Origin of the sequence: uncultured Vagococcus sp. (assembly GCF_963518325.1) — a bacterium.
In the GTDB taxonomy this organism is placed as follows: Bacteria; Bacillota; Bacilli; order Lactobacillales; family Vagococcaceae; genus Vagococcus_D.
Window position 1 is genome coordinate 1 of sequence record NZ_CAUQJB010000041.1, and the last position, 24,110, is coordinate 24,110.

18 protein-coding genes are annotated in these 24,110 nt (G+C 40.9%); all 18 read left to right on the forward strand.

The window, feature by feature from the left end; genetic code table 11:
• Positions 1–186: 186 nt before the first annotated feature.
• Positions 187–2,226: an ATP-dependent DNA helicase RecG gene (recG, locus tag RWN13_RS21150; RefSeq protein ID WP_314067762.1), complete on the forward strand. Its 2,040-nt coding sequence runs from the start codon at positions 187–189 to the stop codon at positions 2,224–2,226.
• A gap of 355 nt (positions 2,227–2,581) precedes the next feature.
• Positions 2,582–4,090, forward strand: a complete 1,509-nt coding sequence (locus RWN13_RS21155) for a 2-isopropylmalate synthase (RefSeq protein ID WP_314067763.1) — start codon at positions 2,582–2,584, stop codon at positions 4,088–4,090.
• A gap of 5 nt (positions 4,091–4,095) precedes the next feature.
• Positions 4,096–5,142, forward strand: a complete 1,047-nt coding sequence (gene leuB / locus RWN13_RS21160; protein WP_314067764.1) for a 3-isopropylmalate dehydrogenase — start codon at positions 4,096–4,098, stop codon at positions 5,140–5,142.
• A 28-nt stretch (positions 5,143–5,170) separates the two neighbouring features.
• Positions 5,171–6,559: a 3-isopropylmalate dehydratase large subunit gene (gene leuC, locus RWN13_RS21165; protein WP_314067766.1), complete on the forward strand. Its 1,389-nt coding sequence runs from the start codon at positions 5,171–5,173 to the stop codon at positions 6,557–6,559.
• Positions 6,546–7,133, forward strand: coding sequence for a 3-isopropylmalate dehydratase small subunit (gene leuD, locus RWN13_RS21170; RefSeq protein WP_314067767.1), 588 nt, complete (start codon positions 6,546–6,548; stop codon positions 7,131–7,133). The genes leuC and leuD overlap by 14 nt, the downstream gene beginning before the upstream one ends.
• A 911-nt stretch (positions 7,134–8,044) precedes the next feature.
• Entirely contained in the window at positions 8,045–9,736 is a 1,692-nt protein-coding gene (ilvD, locus tag RWN13_RS21175) for a dihydroxy-acid dehydratase (RefSeq protein ID WP_314067769.1), read from the forward strand.
• 57 nt (positions 9,737–9,793) lie between these two features.
• Positions 9,794–11,488 carry a biosynthetic-type acetolactate synthase large subunit gene (ilvB, locus tag RWN13_RS21180; protein WP_314067770.1) on the forward strand — a complete coding sequence of 565 codons (1,695 nt, stop codon included), beginning with the start codon at positions 9,794–9,796 and terminating at the stop codon, positions 11,486–11,488.
• On the forward strand, positions 11,489–11,971 hold the full coding sequence (gene ilvN / locus RWN13_RS21185; RefSeq protein ID WP_314067771.1) for an acetolactate synthase small subunit: 483 nt from the start codon (positions 11,489–11,491) through the stop codon (positions 11,969–11,971).
• Positions 11,972–12,128: 157 nt separating this feature from the next.
• Positions 12,129–13,124, forward strand: a complete 996-nt coding sequence (gene ilvC / locus RWN13_RS21190; protein WP_314067772.1) for a ketol-acid reductoisomerase — start codon at positions 12,129–12,131, stop codon at positions 13,122–13,124.
• 73 nt (positions 13,125–13,197) lie between these two features.
• The gene (ilvA, locus tag RWN13_RS21195) at positions 13,198–14,451 is read left to right on the forward strand and encodes a threonine ammonia-lyase IlvA (RefSeq protein WP_314067774.1); all 1,254 of its coding nucleotides are present in this window, start codon (positions 13,198–13,200) and stop codon (positions 14,449–14,451) included.
• Between the two features lie 327 nt (positions 14,452–14,778).
• The gene (gene plsX, locus RWN13_RS21200) at positions 14,779–15,792 is read left to right on the forward strand and encodes a phosphate acyltransferase PlsX (protein ID WP_314067776.1); all 1,014 of its coding nucleotides are present in this window, start codon (positions 14,779–14,781) and stop codon (positions 15,790–15,792) included.
• Between the two features lie 112 nt (positions 15,793–15,904).
• Positions 15,905–16,144, forward strand: coding sequence for an acyl carrier protein (gene acpP / locus RWN13_RS21205; RefSeq protein ID WP_314067777.1), 240 nt, complete (start codon positions 15,905–15,907; stop codon positions 16,142–16,144).
• Between the two features lie 234 nt (positions 16,145–16,378).
• The gene (locus RWN13_RS21210) at positions 16,379–17,413 is read left to right on the forward strand and encodes an ABC transporter ATP-binding protein (RefSeq protein WP_314067779.1); all 1,035 of its coding nucleotides are present in this window, start codon (positions 16,379–16,381) and stop codon (positions 17,411–17,413) included.
• Entirely contained in the window at positions 17,413–18,360 is a 948-nt protein-coding gene (locus RWN13_RS21215; RefSeq protein WP_314067781.1) for an ATP-binding cassette domain-containing protein, read from the forward strand. The genes RWN13_RS21210 and RWN13_RS21215 overlap by 1 nt, the downstream gene beginning before the upstream one ends.
• A gap of 2 nt (positions 18,361–18,362) precedes the next feature.
• Entirely contained in the window at positions 18,363–19,325 is a 963-nt protein-coding gene (gene opp4B / locus RWN13_RS21220; protein WP_314067783.1) for an oligopeptide ABC transporter permease, read from the forward strand.
• A gap of 37 nt (positions 19,326–19,362) precedes the next feature.
• Positions 19,363–20,259 carry an ABC transporter permease gene (locus tag RWN13_RS21225; protein ID WP_314067799.1) on the forward strand — a complete coding sequence of 299 codons (897 nt, stop codon included), beginning with the start codon at positions 19,363–19,365 and terminating at the stop codon, positions 20,257–20,259.
• 17 nt (positions 20,260–20,276) lie between these two features.
• Positions 20,277–22,070 (forward strand): oligopeptide ABC transporter substrate-binding protein, encoded by a 1,794-nt coding sequence (locus RWN13_RS21230; protein ID WP_314067785.1) that lies wholly within the window; start codon positions 20,277–20,279, stop codon positions 22,068–22,070.
• A 183-nt stretch (positions 22,071–22,253) separates the two neighbouring features.
• Positions 22,254–23,930, forward strand: a complete 1,677-nt coding sequence (locus tag RWN13_RS21235) for a peptide ABC transporter substrate-binding protein (protein WP_399553711.1) — start codon at positions 22,254–22,256, stop codon at positions 23,928–23,930.
• Positions 23,931–24,110: the final 180 nt, after the last annotated feature.

The following is a 24,110-nucleotide window of genomic DNA, read 5'->3' on the forward strand; positions in this document are numbered from 1 at the left end:
CCGCTAACGGAGTGAAGGCTAGTGTGATTATGTGAACCGCTAGATAAATCTGCTTAATTCAGAGGTAGTTGAACAGGTGAGTGTCTTGTTAAAGCGAGGCGTGTAGATGGTTAGCAGGCTGTTGAGCGGTTGTGGGTGAGATTGTCAATGAATTGTTAGACAAATCCAGTAGAGAGGAGGAGTATTTTGAAAAAAATCACAGATTCAATTGTTGTCTTACCAGGAGTTGGGCCGAAGCGAGCTGAAAACTTGCAGGAGTTGGGCCTAGAAACGGTAGAGGATTTATTAGGGTATTACCCTTTTCGCTACGATGATATTCAAGAAAAAAGTATTGCTGAAATCGGCGATCAGGAGAAAGTTGTTTTGAAGGGATTAGTGGTGGCTGATGGAGTAGTTTCTCATTATGGATTTCGCAAAAATCGTTTGAGTTTTCGCATTATGCACGATCATGCGGTCATTAATGTCACTTTTTTCAATCAAGCTTATTTAAAAGATAAGATTGTCTTGTCAGAGGAAATAGCGGTTTATGGCAAGTGGGATGCTAAACGGAAAGCATTGACGGGAATGAAAATTCTGGGAAGTCGTCAGGAAGATTCCGCTGATTTTGCGCCTATTTATCACGTGAATAAAAAAATACGCCAAACAACCTTAGTTAATTTGATCAGGAGTGGCTTCGATGCCTATGGTGAGTTGATTGAAGAGTGGTTACCAGAATCCTTGTTGGAGAAGTATCGGTTAATGCCGAGAAAACCTGCCATGCGTGCCATGCATTTTCCTGAGAAAGCAGAAGATAGTTTATTGGCGAGGCGCCGAATTATTTTTGAAGAGTTTTTTGAGTTTCAAATGCAGATGCAACAGTTGCGTTATCAGGAGAAAGAAATCAGTCAGGGTTTGGAAATTTTATACGATGTGGAAAGGTTAAAACAATTTACACAAGCCTTACCCTTTGAACTGACTGATGCCCAAAAGCGAGTGACCAATGAAATCTGTCGGGATTTACGCAGTGGAACCCACATGCACCGACTACTTCAAGGAGACGTAGGAAGTGGGAAAACGGTGGTGGCGGCGATTGTTCTCTATGCGACGGTTACTGCAGGTTATCAAGGCGCGTTAATGGTGCCTACGGAAATTTTAGCGGAACAGCATTTGGAAAGTTTGGTTGAGTTATTAGCACCCTTTAAGGTGAAGGTGGCCTTGTTGACTGGGTCAACTAAAACCAAGGAGCGACGGGACATTTTGGAACAAATGGCAGATGGTCGTTTAGATGTAGTGATTGGGACTCATGCCTTGATTCAAAAAGATGTTGAGTTTAAACACTTGGGGTTAGTTATTACGGATGAACAGCATCGCTTTGGTGTTAATCAACGGAAGATCTTGCGTGAAAAAGGCATTAATCCAGATGTCTTATTTATGACGGCAACACCGATTCCGCGAACGTTGGCAATAACGGCTTATGGTGAAATGGATGTCTCGATTATTGACGAATTACCAAAAGGGCGGATACCGATTGAAACACGTTGGGTAAGGCCACCTCAACTGGAAACAGTCTTAGTTTGGATGGAAAAGGAGCTGAGAGCAGGGCGTCAGGCGTATGTTATTTGCCCATTGATTGAAGAGTCGGAATCCTTGGATGTTAAAAATGCCACAGAAATATATGAAAACCTGCAAGCTTTTTACCCTGATTATCAAGTGGGACTGCTTCACGGCAAGATGAAGGCTCAGGATAAAGAGGCGATTATGACCACCTTTAAGGAAAATAAGATGCAAATCTTAGTTTCCACAACTGTAATCGAAGTGGGCGTGAATGTGCCGAATGCGACGACTATGCTAATCATGGATGCGGATCGTTTTGGATTGGCTCAACTCCATCAGTTGCGAGGACGTGTTGGCCGTGGTAGTCAAGCATCTTATTGTGTTCTGGTGGCAAATCCGAAAAATGAAATGGGTAGTGAGCGGATGAAAATCATGACAGAGACAACTGATGGCTTTGTTCTCAGTCAAAAGGATTTAGAAATGCGTGGACCTGGTGAGTTTTTTGGTTCGCGGCAATCAGGCGTGCCTCAGTTTGCAGTAGGTGACATTGTAGGAGACTTTGCCATATTGGAAGCGGCTAGACAAGAGGCTGTGTCAATTTGGGGAATGGAAAACTGGTGGCAGGAAGAGCAATATCAGCGAATGAAAGACAAACTCTTTGATGAAAACCAAGCGAAAAATTTCTTTGATTAACAGGCAAGTGTCTTCTCTCGAGAAGCATTTGTCTTTTTTTTCTGCAAAAACTAAAAAAATGTTTGACAAACTCTTTCATATTCTGTATATTAAACATTAAGAATTATTTGAATTGTCTGAATATTTCGCAAATAAGAAAACAGTTGGAGGTAAGACCATTATGTGCATAACTAAATCGAATTACTTTACAACTTTATTATTACTGTAGGGGCTCAGAACACTGAAAAAATTCAGTCGTTAGGGGTCCTATTCTGCATTGCATGACTTGGGGCTGAAGCATCCCAAGAAATGGGGTGCTTTTTTATTACTAAAAATCTAAGACAATCAATGATGAATGAAAAGGAGCGAATCAACTATGAAAATTCAATTTTTTGACACCACACTAAGAGACGGTGAACAAACACCAGGGGTAAACTTTAACACAAAAGAAAAGGTACGGATTGCTCAACAACTAGAAAAGTGGGGCATCGATGCGATTGAGGCAGGCTTTCCTAATTCGTCCATCGGGGATTTTGAAGCCGTTCAGGCCATTGCTAAAGCATTGAGCACCACCACTGTAGTAGGGTTGGCTCGTTGCTACAAACCGGATATTGATCGGGCTTATGACGCCTTGTCAGTGGCTAAATTCCCGCAAATTCACCTGTTTTTGGCAACCAGTGACATCCATATGGAATATAAATTGAAAAAAACGCCCACTGAAGTGCTGGCAGCGATTAAGGAGCATGTCTCCTATGCTAAGACCAAATTTGATGTGGTGCAATTTTCACCAGAAGATGCGACGCGTACACGCCGTGAGTTCTTACTTGAAGCCGTTCAAACAGCTGTTGATGCAGGAGCGACCATTATTAACGTACCGGATACGGTGGGTTATTCCAATCCAACAGAATACGGGGCGATTTTCAAATATTTAATTGATCATTGTCAAAATATCGAGAATGTTATTTTTTCACCTCATTGTCACGATGATTTGGGCATGGCAACTGCTAATTCATTGGCTGCCGTTGAAAACGGGGCGCGACGGGTGGAAGGTACCATTAACGGAATCGGTGAACGAGCAGGTAATACGGCCCTAGAAGAAGTCGCTTTGGCACTTCACGTTAGAAAAGATTTTTATCAACATGAAACGAATATTGTTCTGGGTGAAACGAAACGAACAAGCGACTTGGTTAGTCAACTGTCCGGCGTGTCAGTCCCTCGTAATAAAGCAATCATTGGTGCTAATGCTTATGCCCATGAATCAGGCATTCATCAGGATGGTGTGCTAAAAAATCCTGATACGTATGAAATTATTACACCGTCGTTGGTTGGTGTGGCAACAAATTCACTGCCATTGGGTAAATTGTCAGGCCGTCATGCCTTCACTAGTCGCATGGAAGAGATGGGTTACCAGTTGTCTGACGAGGAAATGAATCAAGCCTTTAAGAAATTCAAAGCCTTAGCTGATAAGAAAAAACAAGTAACTGAAAGTGATTTACATGCCTTGATTGTTGGGCAAGCCAGTGAAGGGGAAGAAGCGTATCGCCTTCACGGGTTACAACTACAATACGTTTCAGATGGCAAACAAGGGGCTATCGTCAGCATTGAAACGGATGAAGGAATCGTCAGCGATTCGGCCATCGGTTCTGGTAGTATTCAAGCAATATACAACACCATCGATCGGTTGATGGAACAAGCGCCGAGACTGAATCACTTTAGCATTAAGTCAGTGACTGAAGGTGAGGATGCCCAAGCGGAAGTCCATGTCACCGTACAGGATCAGCAGGATGGCCGGATCTATAACGGTGTTGGCATCGACTTTGATGTTTTGCAAGCATCGGCTAAGGCTTACATTCAAGCTAGCAATTATATTAAGGGAAAAGGATAGTGAGTATGAAAAAAATCGTTTGTTTACCTGGAGACGGCATTGGCCAAGAGATTATGAGCAGTGCGTTAGAGGTCATGAAGGTGATTGCTGCAAAGCATCAACTTGAATTAGTAACGGAAGAGCACGATTTTGGTGGAGCGGCAATTGACAGTCAAGGGCATCCCTTGCCGGAAACAACACTAACAGCGTGTCAGGGAGCAGATGCGATTCTTCTAGGAGCCATTGGTGGTCCCAAATGGGAAGAGGCGGCAGTGAGACCTGAGCAAGGGCTGTTGGCCTTAAGAAAGGCCTTAAACTTGTACGCCAATATTCGTCCAGTGACAGTGCCAATGGCAACCGCTCATTTATCTCCTTTAAAACCAGAAATTGTGACAGGGGCAGATTTTGTAGTGGTTCGTGAACTGACGGGCGGGATTTATTTTGGTGAACCTAGGGAGCTCAATCAAGAGGACGCCTTGGATACGTGTACTTACACTGGAGATGAAATTCGCCGGATCCTTCGCAAAGGATTTGAAATTGCCCAAGGTCGTCGCAAATTAGTGACATCGGTGGACAAAGCCAATGTCTTAGCTACTAGTAAATTATGGCGGAGACTAGCAGACGAGGTTGCTACTGAATTTCCAGATGTGACTTTGGAACATCATTTAGTGGATTCAGTGGCCATGAAACTGATTCAAGAACCGACTCACTTTGATGTGATTGTCACAGAAAATTTATTTGGCGACATTTTAAGCGACGAAGCTTCGGTGATTCCGGGGACATTAGGTATCTTGCCAAGTGCCAGTCACGGCGTTGGCGGTTTATCGCTTTACGAACCTATCCATGGTTCAGCACCCGATATTGCTGGGAAAAACATCGCTAATCCAGTTTCCATGATATTGTCCATGGCTATGATGTTACGAGAATCATTTGCCTGGGAAGAAGCCGCAACGGAAGTAGAAGAGACCTGTTATGCTGTTATGGCCGATGGCGTCTTGACCGGCGATTTAGGTGGCAAAAATTCAACAAGTGAGTTTGTTGCCGCAGTTATTAAAAAAATTCAAGCTGTTTAACAGTAAAAACGTGAAAAGAGGCGCAGCAATGGGAAAAACACTATTTGATAAAGTTTGGGAGCGACATGTGGTTAGTGGCGAACTAGGTGAGCCACAACTGATTTATGTTGACTTGCATTTAATTCACGAGGTGACGTCACCACAAGCCTTTGAAGGTCTGCGAGTTGAAGGACGTCAATTAAGACGCCCTGATAAAACATTTGCCACCATGGATCACAACATCCCGACGCAAGATATTTATAACATTACGGATTTAGTATCCAAGAACCAGATTGATGCTCTCCGTCGTAATTGTGATGAGTTTGGCGTGGAACTATGTGATAACGGGAGTGACCGCCAAGGGATTGTTCATATGGTTGGCCCTGAAACTGGGCTGACGCAACCGGGGAAGATTATTGTTTGTGGTGATTCTCATACCGCGACTCATGGGGCTTTTGGTGCCATTGCCTTTGGTATCGGGACCAGTGAGGTGGAACATGTCTTTGCCACTCAGAGTATCTGGCAGCAAAAACCAAAAAATCTGGGAATTAAGATAACTGGTGAGTTGTCAAAAGGGGTTTACGCAAAAGATATTATCTTAAATTTAATTGCCACTTATGGTGTTGATTTTGGTGTTGGTTATGGGGTTGAGTTCTTTGGTGACACCATTGAGGGCTTGACGATGGAAGAACGAATGAGTATTTGTAATATGTCAATTGAGGGTGGCGCTAAGATGGGGATGATGGCTCCAGACGATACCACATTTGAGTATGTGCGAGGACGTCAGTACGCGCCAAAAGAGATTGACGCAGCGATAGCCGATTGGCGGACTCTTTATACAGATGAAGATGCCGTATTTGATCGTTTGATCGAATTGGATGCTAGTCAGCTGGTACCGCAGATTACTTGGGGGACTAATCCGGAAATGGGTGTTCCAATTACTTCATCTTTCCCTGAGATTAAGGATATTAACGATGAGCGAGCTTATGCTTATATGGATTTGAAACCAGGTCAAAAGGGGTCTGACATTCCTTTAGGTTATGTTTTTATTGGCTCGTGTACTAACGGTCGCTTGTCAGATTTAGAAGAGGCGGCCAGTATGGTGAAAGGTAAAAAAATTAAAGAAGGTATCACAGGGTTAGTTGTACCAGGGTCTCGTCCTGTCCGTAAAGCGGCAGAAAAAATGGGATTGGATAAAATATTTACCGAAGCTGGTTTTGAGTGGCGTGAACCAGGGTGTTCCATGTGTCTTGGGATGAATCCTGACCAAGTACCAGATGGTGTTCATTGTGCCTCAACGTCTAATCGTAACTTTGAAGGACGACAAGGTAAAGGAGCGCGTACTCATTTGTGTAGTCCAGCGATGGCAGCAGCAGCAGCGATTGTCGGCACGTTTACTGATATTAGAGAGGGTGAGTGGTTAAATGGAAGCAATTAAGATACATCAGGGACTGACAGTTCCGTTGATGAACGATAATATTGATACAGATCAAATTATTCCGAAATCCTTTCTAAAACGAATTGAGAAAACAGGTTTTGGTAAACATTTATTTGATGAATGGCGATTTCTTGCTGATGGCTCAGATAATCCGGAGTTTATTTTGAATAAACCTGATCGGCAAGATGCGACGATTCTTGTTACAGGTGATAATTTTGGATGTGGTTCTTCCAGAGAACATGCGGCTTGGGCGATTATGGATTATCGCTTTAGAGTGGTGATTGCTGGAAGTTACAGTGATATTTTTTATATGAATGCCATAAAAAATGGACTGTTACCAATTGTCCTAACAGCTGATGCTCGTGAAAAATTAGCGGGGATTGCCGCTGAGGAAGAGATTATCATCGATTTACCTGCTCAGGAAGTTCGAGCAAGTGTGGGAACGTATCACTTTGAGATTGACCCGATGTGGAAAAATAAACTGATTAATGGCTTAGATGACATCGCTGTAACCTTAGCTGATGAACCTCAGCTAACGGCTTACGAGGCGACGATTCCTAGCTATTGGGTGTAACCTTAGAATGAGAAAACAATGATAGCTATTTTGATGATAAAAATGATCGATGGCGCCCAGCGCCACGATAAAGGGCAAAACTTAACCCAGTGATTAATAAATGAAACTAGCAGGAAGTAATTTTTCCTTATGCTTGCCAAATCAACCTTTTGATGGAAATTAAGCAGAATTGAGACAGTAAACCCCTTAACCTCAAGACCAGATGACTGACAAAAAGAAGCGAGTTGAAGAACTTTTTTGTAAATTGTCAGATAATTTCAATTTTTGATTGACTTTTAGTTTGATGAAGTATATATTAGAACATAACACTAAAAGTTAATCAAATTCTAATGGTGTTCGCAGAAAACGACATCGGCAGATAAAGAGGAGAACTATCTCATGAATAAATCAGGCAAGCAACTAGTCATTATTTTATTAATCAACTGGGCTTAGAGCAACCGCAGAAATTTTGCAGTCGTTTTAGTCCTGTTTGCATTAGTGAAATGGGACGCTTGCCAAACACCCCATTTTGTTAATCAAACAAGATGGGGTGTTTTTGCTGTGAAAGACAAGTACGTTACAAGGCATTTGGTGAAGCATCACTCAACTCAATGATAGCAGTCTTGAACAATGAATTAACGACTAAACAAACAAAAGGGGAGAAATCAATATGCGTAGTGCCTCCACTCTAATCGCTTTAGCGAAGTAGAAGTGTAGGACATCGAAGCATCACTCAACTCAATGATAGCAGCTACAAAACAATGAATTAACGACTAAACAAACAAAAGGGGAGAAATCAATATGCGTAGTGCCTCCACTCTAATCGCTTTAGCGAAGTAGAAGTGTAGGACATCGAAGCATCACTCAACTCAATGATAGCAGCTACAAAACAATGAATTAACGACTAAACAAACAAAAGGGGAGAAATCAATATGCGTAGTGATACAATCAAAAAAGGGATTGAAGCGGCACCAGCAAGAAGTTTATTATATGCAACAGGTCAGGTAAAGAATGCGAAAGACATGAACAAGCCGTTTATCGCAATCTGTAACTCTTATATTGATATCGTCCCAGGTCATGTCCACTTACGTGAATTAGCCGATGTAGCAAAAGAGGCGATTCGCGAAGCCGGTGGAATTCCGTTTGAATTTAATACCATTGGTGTTGATGATGGGATTGCGATGGGACATATTGGCATGCGGTACTCACTGCCAAGTCGTGAAGTTATTGCCGATGCGGCTGAAACAGTGATTAATGCTCATTGGTTTGATGGCGTCTTTTATATTCCAAACTGTGACAAGATTACTCCGGGAATGTTATTGGCAGCGATGAGAACCAACGTTCCAGGGATTTTCTGTTCAGGTGGTCCCATGAAGGCGGGGATTGACCCCCATGGTAAGGCTGCGACTTTATCTGATATGTTTGAAGCTGTTGGAACTTATAAACAAGGCAAGATGACCAAAGAAGACTTTTTATTTATGGAACAAAATGCCTGTCCAACTTGTGGTTCTTGTGCGGGGATGTTTACGGCTAATTCAATGAACTGTTTGATGGAAGTTATGGGCTTGGCTTTACCAGGAAATGGCACGATTTTAGCCGTATCGGAAGAGCGTCGAGAACTAATCCGTAAATCTGCCTTCCATTTAATGGATTTAGTCAAAAAAGACATTAAACCAAGAGATATTGTAACGAAAGAAGCGATTGACGATGCGTTTGCTTTAGACATGGCCATGGGTGGTTCAACAAACACCGTGTTGCATACTTTAGCGATTGCTCACGAAGCTGAAATTGAGTACGATTTAGCACGAGTCAATGAAATTGCCAAACGTGTTCCTTACTTGTCAAAAATTGCACCATCGTCTTCTTATTCCATGCACGATGTTCATGAAGCAGGTGGAGTGCCAGCTATTATGAAAGAACTGGTTGATTTAGGCAATGCGATTCATCCAGATCGAATCACTGTCACGGGGAAAACAATTCGTGAGAACGTCCAAGATGCGGTGATAAAAAATACAGAAGTTATCCATCCGAAAGAAAATCCTTACAGCCCAGTTGGAGGCTTGTCAATTCTTTATGGCAATATTGCCCCAGATGGCGCTGTGATTAAAGTTGGTGGAGTTGATCCATCAATTAAAGTCTTCAGAGGTAAAGCAATTTGCTTTAGTACCCATGACGAAGCAGTGGAAGCAATCGATGATCACCGTGTGACTAAAGGGCATGTGGTTGTTATTAGATATGAAGGTCCAAAAGGTGGACCAGGAATGCCAGAAATGCTTGAACCGACATCCAATATCGTTGGTCGTGGTTTAGGGAAAGAAGTGGCACTGATTACTGATGGTCGTTTCTCAGGAGCCACTCGTGGGATTGCTATCGGTCATATTTCTCCAGAAGCAGCAGCAGGTGGACCAATCGGTCTAATTAATGATGGTGACATTATTGAAATTGATTTAACGAACCGCACATTGAACGTTGAAGTGCCAGACGAGGTCTTGGAAGAACGTAAAAAATCAGTGCCTAAATTTAAAGCGAAAGTCAAAAAAGGCTACCTAGCCAGATATACAGCTTTAGTAACATCGGCTAATACAGGAGCGGTTTTGAAGATTCCAGAAGATTTGCTGGATTAAGCCTATTGAAGATAAAATAAAAATACAAAACGCAAACTAAAAAAAAGAGGTGAAATCATGGGAGAAAAAGAATGTCAGCTTAAAAGTGGCTCGGAGCTTTTAGTCGAGTCGTTACAAAAGCAGGAAGTTGAATTGATTTTTGGCTACCCAGGTGGAGCAGTTCTCCCTTTGTATGATACGTTGTATAAAGGCGAGATTCGCCATATTCTCGTGCGGCATGAGCAGGGTGCGGTTCATGCTGCGGAAGGTTACGCAAAAGCAACTGGGAAACCTGGTGTGGTGGTCGTAACAAGTGGTCCAGGGGCTACCAATGTTATTACAGGAATTGCTGATGCTATGAGCGACTCGATTCCGCTAGTAGTCTTTACCGGACAGGTAGGCATGCCAGGAATCGGTAAGGATGCCTTTCAAGAAGCGGATGTCTTAGGGATTACCATGCCAATTACGAAATATAATTATCAAGTCCGTGATGTCAAAGATATACCACGGGTGATTAATGAAGCTTTTCATATCGCCAACACAGGACGTAAGGGTCCAGTTGTCATTGATTTGCCTAAAGATATTTCGGCCATGGGAACTGAGTCGACTTATGACGATGCCGTTTGTTTACCAAGCTATCAGCCGACAGTCTATCCTAACACACTACAAGTCACCAAGATGCTTAAAGCGTTGGAAAAGGCTAAAAAGCCGATTGTCTTGATTGGTGCAGGGGTGATTCACAGTGAAGCTCAAGCAGAAGTATTAACGTTTATTGAAAAATACCAGCTGCCAACTTTAAGTACTCTCTTAGGGCTGGGCGCAGTACCAACCAGTCACCCCCTATTTTTAGGAATGGGTGGCATGCATGGGTCATTTGCCGCTAATATGGCGATTACTGATTGCGATTTACTGATTAATATGGGATCACGTTTTGATGACCGTTTAGCTAGTTTGCCAAGTGAGTTTGCACCAAATGCGACGATTGTTCATATTGACGTTGATCCAGCTGAAATTGGCAAAGTGATTGAAACACAAGTGCCGATTGTTGGGGATATAAAAGAAGTCTTAAAAGATGCACTCGCTCAATCCATTAACCAACCAGAAAATGAGGACTGGCTTAAACAAAATATGTCTCATAAACAACGTCATCCATTCCGCTATGACCGTGAAAATCGCGACGAGATAAAACCTCAGCGGGCAATTGAAATCATCGGGGAATTAACCGATGGTGAAGCCATTGTGGTGACCGATGTCGGCCAGCATCAAATGTGGGCGGCTCAGTACTATCCTTATAAGAACGTTCACCAGCTGGTCACCAGTGGCGGCCTAGGCACAATGGGATATGGAATTCCTGCAGCAATTGGCGCTAAGCTAGGATGTCCGGATAAAGAAGTGGTGTTGTTTGTCGGTGATGGTGGTTTCCAGATGAGCAATCAGGAGTTGGGTATTTTAAATGATTATGGCATTGACATTAAAGTCGTCATTCTGAATAATCATTCATTAGGAATGGTTCGTCAGTGGCAGGAAAGCTTTTATGAAGGTCGCCGTTCTCAGTCAGTCTTTATGAGCCAGCCAGATTTTGTAAAAATGGCTGAGGCTTATCACATTAAAGGGGTTAAGCTAACCAATCCCGACACATTGGATCAAGAGCTCAAAGAATTATTCTCTGTACCCGGACCAGTCTTGATTGACATCGATATTTCAGCGACTGAACATGTTCTACCGATGGTACCAACAGGTAAAGCTAATTATCAAATGTTAGGAGTGGAGTAGATGAAACGCTTAATTATTGCCTTAGTTAACAATAATTCCGGAATTTTAAACCGCATCAGTGGCGTTTTAACCCGTCGCCAATTCAACATTGATAGTATTTCCGTTGGCCCAACAGAGGACAAGCATATTTCTCGGATTTCAATCGTGGTTCAAGTTGATTCAACAGAAGAAATTGAGCAGATCATCAAGCAATTGAATAAACAAATCGATGTGGTGAAAGTTTCCGACATAACGGATGATCCTCACATTGAGCGGGAGTTGGCTTTAGTGAAAGTCAGTGCGACTGCGGCCACACGCTCGGAGATCTTTACGCTAATCGAACCATTCCGTGGCAATGTCATCGATGTTGGCACGAAGTCATTGATTATTCAAGTGACGGGGACTAGCGAGAAGATTGATGCGTTTGTCGATGTGATTCGCTCTTATGGCATTCAACAATTAGCACGAACAGGCGTTACAGGCTTTACTCGCGGTTCTAAATAGGATTTATTAATAGTAGGAACACGATTTAGTTCTATCAATAACTAAATCTAATAAAATATAAAAAAGCTCGGAATGAACGTATACCAACCATTTATCTCCTGTGTCACAAGATAAATGAAGGGCAACGACTAGCGAGATCTAACGGAGGAAAAACAACATGGCAAAAGTATATTATGAAGATTCAGTAACAAACAACGAATTATCAGGCAAAACAGTGGCGATTATCGGTTACGGTTCACAAGGACATGCCCATGCCCAAAACTTACGAGATAATGGCAACCAAGTGATTATCGGCATTCGTGAAGGTAAATCAGCAGAAGCAGCTCGTAATGATGGCTTTGAGGTTTTCCCAGTAGCAGAAGCGGCTAAAAAAGCAGACGTTGTCATGATTTTAGCACCAGACGAAATTCAAGGTGATCTATATGAAAATGAAATCGCCCCTAACTTAGAAGCTGGCAATGCCTTAGCTTTTGCTCATGGCTTTAACATTCACTTTGATGTTATTCAACCACCAGCTGACGTGGACGTGTTCTTAGTGGCGCCAAAAGGACCTGGACATTTAGTTCGTCGTACTTTCGTAGAAGGCTTTGCGGTGCCAGCTTTATTCGCTGTTTACCAAGATGCCACAGGCAAAGCGACAGACGTTGCCATGTCATATGCTAAAGGGATTGGCGCGACTCGTGTCGGTGTCCTTGAAACAACCTTTAAAGAAGAAACAGAAACAGATTTATTTGGAGAACAAGCCGTTTTGTGTGGTGGAACGACTCACTTAGTGCAAGCTGGTTTTGAGACATTAGTAGAAGCTGGCTATCAGCCAGAGATTGCCTACTTTGAAGTTTTACATGAATTGAAACTAATCGTTGACTTAATGTATGAAGGCGGCATGGCCAAAATGCGCAACTCTATTTCCAATACAGCTGAGTATGGCGATTACGTGTCAGGCCCACGTGTGGTTACGTCTGAAACAAAAGCTCATATGAAAGAAGTCTTAACAGATATTCAAAATGGTAACTTCGCTAAAGGCTTTATCGATGACAACAAAAATGATTTTGCTAACTTTAAAGCATTACGTAAAGAACAGGAAGGTCACCAAATTGAAAAAGTTGGGGCTGAATTACGTAAAATGATGCCTTTCGTTAAGAAAGACGCCTAATACAATAGAGATTAGCCGAGACGATTCTGTCTCGGCTTTATTAAAAATCACCAGAAAAAGAAGGTTAGATAGGATGGAAGCAGACTTAGTAACTAAAGAAGAGGTTGAGGCGGCCTATGACGTCTTAAAAGAGGTGGTGCGACGGACGCCTTTGCAGCATGATGAATACTTATCTCAGAAATATCAGTGTCAGGTTTATTTGAAGCGAGAAGATTTACAACGAGTTCGTTCATTTAAACTACGTGGTGCTTATTATGCCATTAGTCAATTGACTGAAAAGCAATTGGCAAAAGGCGTGGTCTGTGCCAGTGCGGGTAACCATGCTCAAGGCGTGGCTTATACCTGCCAAGCCATGAAAGTTAAAGCGACTATTTTTATGCCGACGACGACCCCTAATCAGAAAATTTCTCAAGTGAAGTTTTTTGGTGGCGAGTACGTCACCATTCAATTAGTTGGTGATACCTTTGATGCATCTGCGAAAGCGTCACGGCAATATGGAGAAGATCACAATCAAGCCTTTATTGATCCTTTTAATGATAAGCATGTGATTGCTGGTCAAGGCAGCTTGGCTGTGGAGATGCTAGCAGATTTAGACGGCCAGGCTGATATGGTTTTTGCGGCTATCGGTGGAGGTGGTTTAATCAGTGGTGTTTCAACTTATGTTAAGGCTGTTAGCCCCCAAACTAAAATCATCGGCGTGGAACCAAAAGGGGCTCGTTCAATGGCAGAAGCCTTGCGGGTAGGTCATTCGGTTGAGTTGAAAAAAGTCGACACCTTTGTGGATGGTGCTGCTGTAAAAAAAGTCGGCGATAAAAACCTCGCTCATGTGGAAGCGTATGTGGATGAAGTGATCGATGTGGAGGAAGGACTGGTCTGTTCGACGATTCTTGAGCTGTATACGAGACAAGCTATCGTAGCAGAACCAGCTGGGGCCTTAAGCATTGCGGCATTGGCCGATAACCGAGAAGAAATCAAAGGGAAAACGGTGATTTGCATTGTTAGTGGTGGTAATAATGACATCAATCGAATGCAGGAAATTGATGAACGCTCATTGATATATGAAGGTCTTAAACACTACTTCTTAATTAATTTCCCTCAACGGCCGGGCGCTTTACGAGAATTCGTGACGGATATCCTCGGTCCTCATGACGATATTACTAAGTTTGAATACACGAAAAAAGTCAATCGTGGCAGCGGGCCTGTAATTATTGGTGTTCTTTTAGCCGACAAGAACGACAGTCAGGCTTTAAAAGAACGGATGGCAGAATTTGATCCCAGCTATATCGACTTAAACCAAGATCAAATGCTCTTTACCTTACTTGTCTAGGGTGAATGGAATAACTGTTTGTCGCGAGTCTTCGATAAGCAGTTTTTTTGTTTTTTGGGACTTGTAAAAACCAGTTGCAATCGCGTTAATGGCGTGACGGATTTTACTTTGCTGAAAAGAGCTTATGAGATTAGCCATGTTTTTTCGACCTGAAAACAATCATTTTTTGACAGTTGTATGCTATACTATTCATTAGAAATTGGAAAAGAATGATTTTTTTCAATTCGCCGATAGGTCTAGTTAAATCAATAAAATGGACGGTCGGAGTGAGTGAGGAAAAGCAATACCTGAACAGGGGAAGGCTCACCTTAAATGAGGAGGATTACTATGAAAATTGCTGTGGATGCCATGGGTGGCGACAATGCCCCTCAAGCAATCGTTGAAGGGATTATGCTGGCTCAAAAGAACTATCCATCAATTGAGTTTCAATTATACGGCAAAGAATCTGAAATTAGAAAATATGTAACAAACGAAACAAACATTAAAATTATCCATACAGATGAGAAAATCAACAGTGATGACGAGCCTGTGAAGGCTATCCGTCGTAAAAAAGAAGCGTCCATGGTCTTAGCGGCTAAAGCCGTTAAAGACGGGGAAGCCGATGCTATTTTTTCAGCTGGAAATACGGGGGCGTTGTTAGCGGCAGGTCTCTTTATTATTGGCCGGATTAAAAACATTGAACGACCAGGGTTAATGACGACGATGCCGGTCATGGGAAATCCCGATGGCGGTTTTGATTTTATTGATATGGGAGCCAATGCTGATAATAAACCAGAACATATTTTGCAGTATGCCATTTTAGCTAGCTATTATGCCAAAAATGTCCGGCACATTGAGAACCCAACTGTGGGACTGTTAAACAATGGGTCAGAGGCTACTAAGGGTAGTGAGCTGACGAAAGCGTCTTATGAGCTATTAGCAGCTGAACCGAGCATTAATTTTATTGGCAATGTGGAAGCTCGTGATTTACTGACGGGTGTAGCAGATGTAATCGTCACAGATGGTTTTACTGGGAATGCCGTCTTGAAGTCCACAGAAGGTACGGCAATGGCTTTAATGGACGTGCTAAAAGCCTCTATCTTAGGTGCTGGGATTAAAGGTAAACTAGGAGCGGTTCTTTTGAAGGATGCCTTACGTGGGATGAAAAAAGAATTGGATTATTCTTCTCATGGTGGTGCCGTCTTATTCGGTCTAAAAGCCCCTGTGATTAAAACCCATGGCTCAACTGGCCCAGAAGCCGTTAGTTATACGATTAGACAAATACATGACATGCTTGAGAGCCATGTGATTGATGATTTAGTGGCATATTTTGAAGAGAAGCCTGCTGATAAAGAGCAATAGCTAGGGATTTGTAGGTCCTTTAGAAAAAAAGGATAGACAAAACTTAGATAAATCAGTAGAATGATAGTGAGATATTTGTAAAGAGTTTGTAATAGTCGGGAGGTGAACGTACGTGACTAAAGAAGAAGTATTACAAAAAGTTCGCTCAATTATCACAAAGCACTTTGACGTTGAAGAGGACAAGGTGGTTGAAACATTAAACATTAAAGATGATCTAGGGGCAGATTCAATTAGTGTCATGGAATTTGTTCTGGAATTAGAAGATGAATTTGGCACCGAAATTTCTGATGAAGATGCAGAAAAAATCGAAACCGTCGGAGCTGCAGTTGATTACATATCAAGTCACCAATAATAAAGTCACAGAGGATTATTAGATAATACTAATAAGTCTCTGTGATTTTTATTATTATAATGAATGTTTAATGAACTTCTACTAATTACCGAGACAAAAGACTTGAAATAATTGATAAAATTCAAAATTTTGAGTATAATTATTAAATATCACAAAGAATAATGAGAATTTCAAAAGAAGAACTCCTTTAGTAGGCAATTCGGGATAAAAGGGAAAAGAAAGTTTCCGGGGAATATGGGAAAAAGAGAGAGGGGTATCCGATTGAATGTTGAGGATCAGTTATTAGACATACAAGATTTGCACACAGGATTTCGAATAAAAGACGAGTTTTATAACGCAGTAGATGGCGTGTCATTTGCACTGCAAAAGAATGAAATATTTGCCATTGTTGGTGAATCTGGCTGTGGTAAAAGTACCTTAGCCACAACTATCATGGGATTACATAATCCCAATAATACGCGTATTACGGGCCAAATTATCTATAAGGATTTGGACCTTTTAACGTTTAACGAAACATTATACAACCAAGTGAGAGGAAACGACATTGGCATGATTTTTCAAGACCCATTGTCAGCACTTAACCCTTTAATGAGAATTGGTGACCAAATTTCAGAGGCATTAACTGCTCATACTAATTTTACCAAAGAGCAAAAAGAGGCCCGTGTGCTGGAACTCTTAAATCAGGTCGGCATTGTTAACGGCCCACGAGTGGCTAAACAATTTCCTCATGAATTATCTGGTGGAATGCGCCAACGGGTGATAATTGCCATCGCTATAGCATGTAAGCCGCCGATTATTATTGCTGATGAGCCGACAACGGCGCTAGATGTGACCATACAAGCACAGATATTGGATTTATTAAAAGAACTTCAGGCAGAGACCCAAGCTGGCATTATATTAATTACTCATGACTTAGGTGTTGTAGCAGAAATGGCGGATCGCGTTGCGGTGATGTACGCTGGTCAAATCGTTGAACAGGCGACTGCCGAAGAATTATTTAGTAACCCTCAACACCCGTACACAAAATCATTATTGAATTCGATTCCTCAAGAGGATTCAATGGATGAAGAATTGCACGTGATTGAAGGGGTTGTTCCTTCATTAAAAAACTTACCGAGAACAGGCTGTCGCTTTGCGTCACGGATTCCGTGGATTGCTGAAACGGAACATGAAGCAAATCCTGTGCTCCATGAAATTACCCCAGGACACTTTGTAAGATGTACCTGTTATAAACATTTTCATTTTAAAGATGAAAAGGGGGAAATCTAATGAGTTTAATCGAAATTAAAGATTTAAAAGTTCATTATCCAATTCGAAGTGGGTTTCTTAACCGAGTAACCGATCATGTGCTAGCCGTTGATGGTGTAGATTTCACTATTGAAAAAGGGAAAACCTATGGTCTAGTTGGTGAGTCTGGTTCTGGAAAATCAACGATTGGTAAAACGATTGTTGGATTGGAAAAAGCCACGTCTGGCCAGATTATTTATGAGGGACAAGATGTCACTCGCAGAGGCGCGCAGAAATCACTGGACTACAACAAAGATGTTCAAATGATTTTCCAAGATGCTATGTCTAGTTTAAATCCCAAAAAGCGGGTTTTAGATATCATTGCCGAACCGATTCGAAATTTTGAACGATTGTCTGATCAGGAAGAGAAAACAAAGATTAAAGGACTGTTAGACATTGTTGGCATGCCAGAAGATGCGTTGTATAAATATCCCCACGAATTTTCAGGTGGACAAAGACAACGTCTAGGTGTTGCTCGAGCTGTTGCTACAAGTCCTAAACTCATCATCGCTGATGAACCAGTATCAGCTTTGGATTTATCGGTTCAGGCTCAAGTCTTAAACTTTATGAAACGAATTCAAGAAGAATATGGGTTAAGTTATTTATTTATTTCCCATGATTTAGGAGTAGTTAAACACATGTGTGACAATATTGCCATTATGACAAAAGGTCGTTTTGTTGAGATTGGTACGCGTGAAGATATCTACACTGATCCACAGCACATCTACACGAAACGCTTGTTGTCAGCCATACCGAAAATTGATGTGGCTAATCGCGAGCAGCATATGGCTAAGCGCCGAACGGTTGAAAAAGAGTATCAGGAAGTTCATGAACAATATTATGATCCTAACGGGCGGGTCTATGACTTGCATACATTAACTGATTCTCACCAAGTGGCGTTAGCAAGTGTCGAAAGTGAGGGGATTTAATCATGTGGAAAACAATTCTTAGACGTGTCATTTTAATGATACCGCAAGTTATTATTTTAAGTATCTTTATCTTTGCCTTAGCGAAGGCAATGCCGGGAGATCCATTTACTGGTTTAATTACGCCGAATACAGACCCTAAGCGCATTGAGGAATTACGCGAAAAAGCCGGGTTAAATGAACCGTGGCCTGTTCAGTACGTCAATTGGGTTAAAAAAGCTGCAACGGGTGATTTTGGTGTGAGCTATGTCAAAAAAATGCCAGTTTCACGAGTGATTGCTGATAAAGCAGTTAATACAATTTGGTTATCAAGTTTAGCCTTGATTTTAACTTACGCTATTGCATTGCCCTTAGGGATGCTGGCGGGGAGGTACCAAAACTCCATATTAGATAGGTTCGTAGTGGCCTACAACTACATTAGTTTTGCGGTACCACCATTCGTTTTGTCACTCTTAATGATGTATGCTTTCGGGTATAAACTAGGTTGGTTCCCTACAAATGGGTCTGGTACAGTGGGAATACCTCACGGAACAGTCGAATTTTATTGGGATAAATTTATGCATATTATTTTACCGGCAGTGACTCAAGCACTTTTAGCCACAGCTGTAACGATTCAGTACTTAAGAACAGAGGTCATCGATTCGAAAAGTTTGGATTATGTGCGAACAGCCCGCTCCAAAGGGGTGCCGGAAGGCAAAGTATACACACGTCATATCTTTAGAAATGCTTCTTTGCCAGTAGCGTCGACCTTTGGCTATGAAATTACTGGTTTAATAGGTGGTTCAATCTTTATCGAAACTATCTTTGGTTACCCAGGTATTGGGAAATTGTTTATCGATTCGTTAAATGGACGAGACTATAGTGTTATTACTGCTTTAGTATTGATTCTTGGAATTGCTACTTTAGTCGGAACACTGTTGTCAGATATTATTTTAAGTATCGTCGATCCACGAATTAGAATTCAATAACGATCAGAGAAAGGATAAGGTGAATGAAATGGCTAATATGACTAAAGCTGAAAAGCAACAGTTAACTGAAAGTACGCCGCCAATGGGCTTTAATGTCATTGTGCGAGAATTTAAAAAAGATAAAGTGGCGATCGCTTCTTTAATTATCATTGTGGTCCTGCTATTAGTAGCATTTATAGGGTCGGCTATTATTGATACCGAAAAATTGATGGAAGTCGATATTTTGAATCAATATGCAAATCCAAGTGCGGAACATTGGTTGGGTACAGATATTTCCGGACGAGATGTCTTTGGCGAATTAATTGTCGGAGCAAAAAACTCTATTTTAATAGGCTTTAGCATTACAATTATCACCTCGATTATTGGGGTTTCCCTAGGTATTATCTCTGGCTATTATGGTGGACTAGTTGATAATATCCTAATGAGAATTGTCGATTTTGTGATGGTACTGCCAATGCAAATGATTATCATTGTGTTCGTAACAATTATTCCTAAGTACAATATTTTTAATTTTGTGTTAATTATGAGTGCTTTTTATTGGGTTGGGAAAGCTCGCTTGTTTAGAAGTAAAACTTTGTCAGAAGGGCGCCGAGATTATGTAAGTGCCTCGAAAACCTTGGGAACAAATGATTTTACTATTATGTTCAGAGAAGTCATGCCTAATTTAAGCTCTTTGATTATAACCAATTTAACCATTAATTTTGCGGCTAATATTGGGATTGAAACAGGACTAAGTTTCTTGGGCTTTGGTTTGCCTTCTGATGTGCCTAGTTTAGGGACGTTAATCGGATTTGCCAAAGAGTCTGATATTTTAGTCAACAAAACTTGGGTTTGGTTACCTGCATCAGTATTTATTTTAATAATGATGTTAAGTATAAATTACGTCGGTCAAGCGTTAGGTCGTTCGGCAGACGCTAAACAGCGATTAGGATAAACGAAGGGGGAAACGAAATGAAGAAAGCACTAGGATTAGTAACACTTGTATCGGTATTGGCTTTAGGATTAGCAGCCTGTGGCAGTAAAGACAGTGCAGACAAAGGTTCGAAGGACAAGGAGACACCAGCAACAGAGGAAACGGCTCAATTCCCATCAATGATTGAGAATAAGGATGAAGCACTAGATGGTGGCACTTTAAAAGTAGCGTTGCCGTATGATGCACAATTCCAAGGAGTATTCTCACAAGCGTTGTTGGAAGATGCATACGATAACTTTTTAATGGAACCAGCTGAACAATATTTATTTAACACTGGTGATGATTTCCGTTATACTGATACTGGTTTAGCGACACCTGATTTTGATGTGGATAACAAAAAAGTAACAATTACGTTGAAAGATGACTTAAAATGGTCAGATGGTGAAGCAATTACAACCGATGACATTATCTTCCCTTATGAAGTTATAGGTAATAAGGCTTATACAGGTGTTCGTTACGACGATCGTTTAGGTAATATCGTTGGTATGGCTGACTATCATGATGGTAAAGCCGATACTATTTCCGGTATTAAAAAAGTAGACGATAAAGTAGTTGAAATTACTTACAAAGAGATGAATCCAAGCATTGAATTTGGTAGTGGTTTGATTCAATATGTAATGCCAAAACATCAATTAAAAGATATTGCGATTGACAAATTAGTTGAATCTGATGAAATTCGCAAGAATCCTGTAACAACAGGACCTTACAAAATTACAAGTGTTAAAACAGGTGAAAGTGTGGAATACACTGCCAATGAACATTACTTCAAAGGTAAACCTAAATTGGATAAGATGACTATTACAGTTGTGCCAACTTCGACAATTGCCGATGAATTAAAAGCGAAAAAATTCGATATTGCGATGGAAATGCCATCAGACAATTTCGCAAGCTACAAGAGTATCGATGGTTATCAAAATGTTGGACGTGAAGAGTTATACTACTCATATATTGGATTTAAATTTGGTAAATTTGACAAAGAAAAAGGCGAAAATGTTTCTGATCCAAAAGCTAAAATGGCAGATAAAGCACTACGTGAAGCCATTGCGTACTCAATTGATACTAAGCAATTAGGTGAGAAAATTTATGCAGGTTTGCGTACAGAAGCAAACTCTGTTATTGTTCCTGGCTTTAAAGGTGCTCATGACAAGAGTTTAGAAGCATTTGAAGTAGATGTAGACAAAGCGAAGAAAATTTTAGATGATGCAGGCTATAAAGATACAAATGATGACGGATTTGTTGAAGACAAAGATGGCAAAGAGTTAGTCATTAATTTTGCAGCTATGGATGGCGGAAGTAGTGCTCAAACGGTTGCTGATTACTACAAGCAGAGCATGAAGAATATTGGCTTAAAAGTTGAATTTACTTCAGGTCGTTTGATCGAGCTTAATTCATTCTATGACAAACTATTAGGTGATGCTGACGATGTTGACATGTACGCGGCTGCTTGGAGTGTAGGAACTGATCCTAACCCTTCTGAATCATTTGGTAGAACTGCACAATTCAATATGATGCGCTTCACTTCCGATGAAATGGATGCGGCTTTGAAAGATATTGCTTCTGAAAAATCTTTTGATGAAAAGCATAGTAACGCAGCATACAAAGAGTTCCAAAGAATTGTTAAGGATGAAATTCCGGTAATTCCAGTTAACTACAATTACCGTGTGACCGTTGTAAATGATCGTGTAAAAGATTATAACTACAGCTACTATACGACAGAAGAAGTACCAAACAACTGGTTCCCAGTATCAGTTACAGCAGAAAAAACTAAATAGTTATTGATTTTAAGAAGCGACCTTGTAGTTAAGGTCGCTTCTTTTTTATAGGTCGTTATTTATATGTTATAACCTTTTGATGAGCGAATTATTGCAATATGATGAGAAATGTTATATTATACTAATTAGTTCTTTAATATTTTAATGAGTTTTTAACAATCCAAAGGGGGAAATGTTATGAAATTGAAAAAAATGATGTATGCAGGTTTAATCACTGTTGCCACATTAGCACTGGTTGCTTGTGGTAGTGGCGATAAAAAAGAAACTGAAGGCTCGAAGAGTTCCGAGAGTGGCAGTTCAGAATTAGCAAAGGAACAAGTATTTAACACGATTGTGGACCAAGAAATGAGTTCAGCTGATTTAGCCCTAAATACCGATGTGGTTGGTGCATTAGTACTTAACAATGTCTACGAAGGAGCTTATCGCTTAGATGCAAACAGCGAGCCACAACCAGCTGGTGCCACTGAAATGGCTGAAGTCAGTGAAGATGGCTTGACTTATAAATTAAAATTACGTGAAGACGCAAAATGGTCGAATGGTGACCCTGTAACAGCTAAAGACTATGTCTATGGTTGGCAACGTGTAGTTGACCCAGCGACTCAATCAGAGTATTCCTATTTACATGGTGCAGTTAAAAATGCTGAAGCGATTACGGCTGGTGAAAAAGATAAATCAGAATTAGGCATTAAAGCTGTTGGTGATTACGAATTGGAAATCACTTTGGAAAAACCAACACCTTACTTTGATCGTTTGCTAACGTTTACGACGTACTTCCCACAACATCAAGCAACGGTTGAAAAGTATGGCAAAGAATTTGCTACAACAAGTGAAAAAGCTGTTTATAACGGACCGTTCATCTTAACTGAATTTGATGGACCAGGAACTGATCAGGATTGGACGTATGTTAAAAATGACCAGTACTGGGATAAAGACACAGTTAAGTTAGATAAAATTACAGCTAAAGTAGTGAAAGAAAGTTCAACAGCTCTTAACCTATACGAAGATGGTCAAGCTGATGATGTTCGTTTGACAGGTGAGTTGGCGCAACAAATGGCTGATGATCCGGAATTAGTCATTGAGAAGCAAGCAGGTGTTTATTACTTTGAGATGAATCAGCGTGATAAAGACTCAATCTTCCATAATGAAGATTTACGTAAAGCAATCTCCTACGCTCTTGACCGTGAGTCATTAGTAACAAAAATATTAGGCGATGGCTCGATTGCGGCAACTGGTTTAGTGCCAGCCGATATGACCAAAGACCCTGATGGTGGCAAAGACTTTGCAGAAGAGTCAGGTAAACATTTAGAATTTAATAAAGAAAAAGCTTTGGAACATTGGGAAAAAGCCAAAAAAGACTTAGGCAAAGACAAGATTGAAATTGAAATCTTATCATCTGATTCTGATTTCTCTAAGAAAAATGTTGAATTTGCTCAAGGCAGTTTAGAAGAAACATTACCAGGGTTGAAAGTATCAGTAGCTCCAGTGCCGTTATCAGTCAGAATCGATCGCAGTAACAAAGGTGATTTTGATATCGTTTTAGGTGGTTGGTCTGCCGATTACGCCGATCCAAGTAGTTTCTTAGATCTATTTGTCACTGGTAATTCATATAACCGTGGTCAGTTCTCTAATAAAGAGTACGATGCTAAATTAGAAGAAGCAGCGACAACTAATGCAGCTAAACCAGAGGAACGTTTCCAAAATATGGTTGAAGCTGAGAAGTTAATCATGGGAGATATGGGTGTTGTCCCAATTTACCAAAATGCTGAAGCTCACATGCGCAGAAGCACGATTAAAGATGTTGCAATTCATGGAGCAGGTGCTCATTATGATTATAAATGGGCGTATGTGGCAGCAGAATAATTTTTAAGAGGTATCAAGAGTCTGAGTTTTTCTCTCAGACTCTTTTTTTTAGGATACCCTTTTCAGAGTTATGATCAAAATAATGCCGTCATACCAAGGAGAATAAGAGTTTTTAATGGATATCTGGTGATTTTTTGATGAACAATAGATTGCAATCTGGTGAGAAATGTTATATCATAT

Excerpts from the sequence above, each read along its gene's own strand:
- RWN13_RS21155 (WP_314067763.1), top strand. The coding sequence starts at position 2,582 with ATGAAAATTCAATTTTTTGACACCACACTAAGAGACGGTGAACAAACA.
- leuB (WP_314067764.1), top strand. The coding sequence starts at position 4,096 with ATGAAAAAAATCGTTTGTTTACCTGGAGACGGCATTGGCCAAGAGATT.
- leuC (WP_314067766.1), top strand. The coding sequence starts at position 5,171 with ATGGGAAAAACACTATTTGATAAAGTTTGGGAGCGACATGTGGTTAGT.
- leuD (WP_314067767.1), top strand. The coding sequence starts at position 6,546 with ATGGAAGCAATTAAGATACATCAGGGACTGACAGTTCCGTTGATGAAC.
- ilvD (WP_314067769.1), top strand. The coding sequence starts at position 8,045 with ATGCGTAGTGATACAATCAAAAAAGGGATTGAAGCGGCACCAGCAAGA.
- ilvB (WP_314067770.1), top strand. The coding sequence starts at position 9,794 with ATGGGAGAAAAAGAATGTCAGCTTAAAAGTGGCTCGGAGCTTTTAGTC.
- ilvN (WP_314067771.1), top strand. The coding sequence starts at position 11,489 with ATGAAACGCTTAATTATTGCCTTAGTTAACAATAATTCCGGAATTTTA.
- ilvC (WP_314067772.1), top strand. The coding sequence starts at position 12,129 with ATGGCAAAAGTATATTATGAAGATTCAGTAACAAACAACGAATTATCA.
- ilvA (WP_314067774.1), top strand. The coding sequence starts at position 13,198 with ATGGAAGCAGACTTAGTAACTAAAGAAGAGGTTGAGGCGGCCTATGAC.
- plsX (WP_314067776.1), top strand. The coding sequence starts at position 14,779 with ATGAAAATTGCTGTGGATGCCATGGGTGGCGACAATGCCCCTCAAGCA.
- RWN13_RS21210 (WP_314067779.1), top strand. The coding sequence starts at position 16,379 with ATGGGAAAAAGAGAGAGGGGTATCCGATTGAATGTTGAGGATCAGTTA.
- RWN13_RS21215 (WP_314067781.1), top strand. The coding sequence starts at position 17,413 with ATGAGTTTAATCGAAATTAAAGATTTAAAAGTTCATTATCCAATTCGA.
- opp4B (WP_314067783.1), top strand. The coding sequence starts at position 18,363 with ATGTGGAAAACAATTCTTAGACGTGTCATTTTAATGATACCGCAAGTT.
- RWN13_RS21225 (WP_314067799.1), top strand. The coding sequence starts at position 19,363 with ATGACTAAAGCTGAAAAGCAACAGTTAACTGAAAGTACGCCGCCAATG.
- RWN13_RS21230 (WP_314067785.1), top strand. The coding sequence starts at position 20,277 with ATGAAGAAAGCACTAGGATTAGTAACACTTGTATCGGTATTGGCTTTA.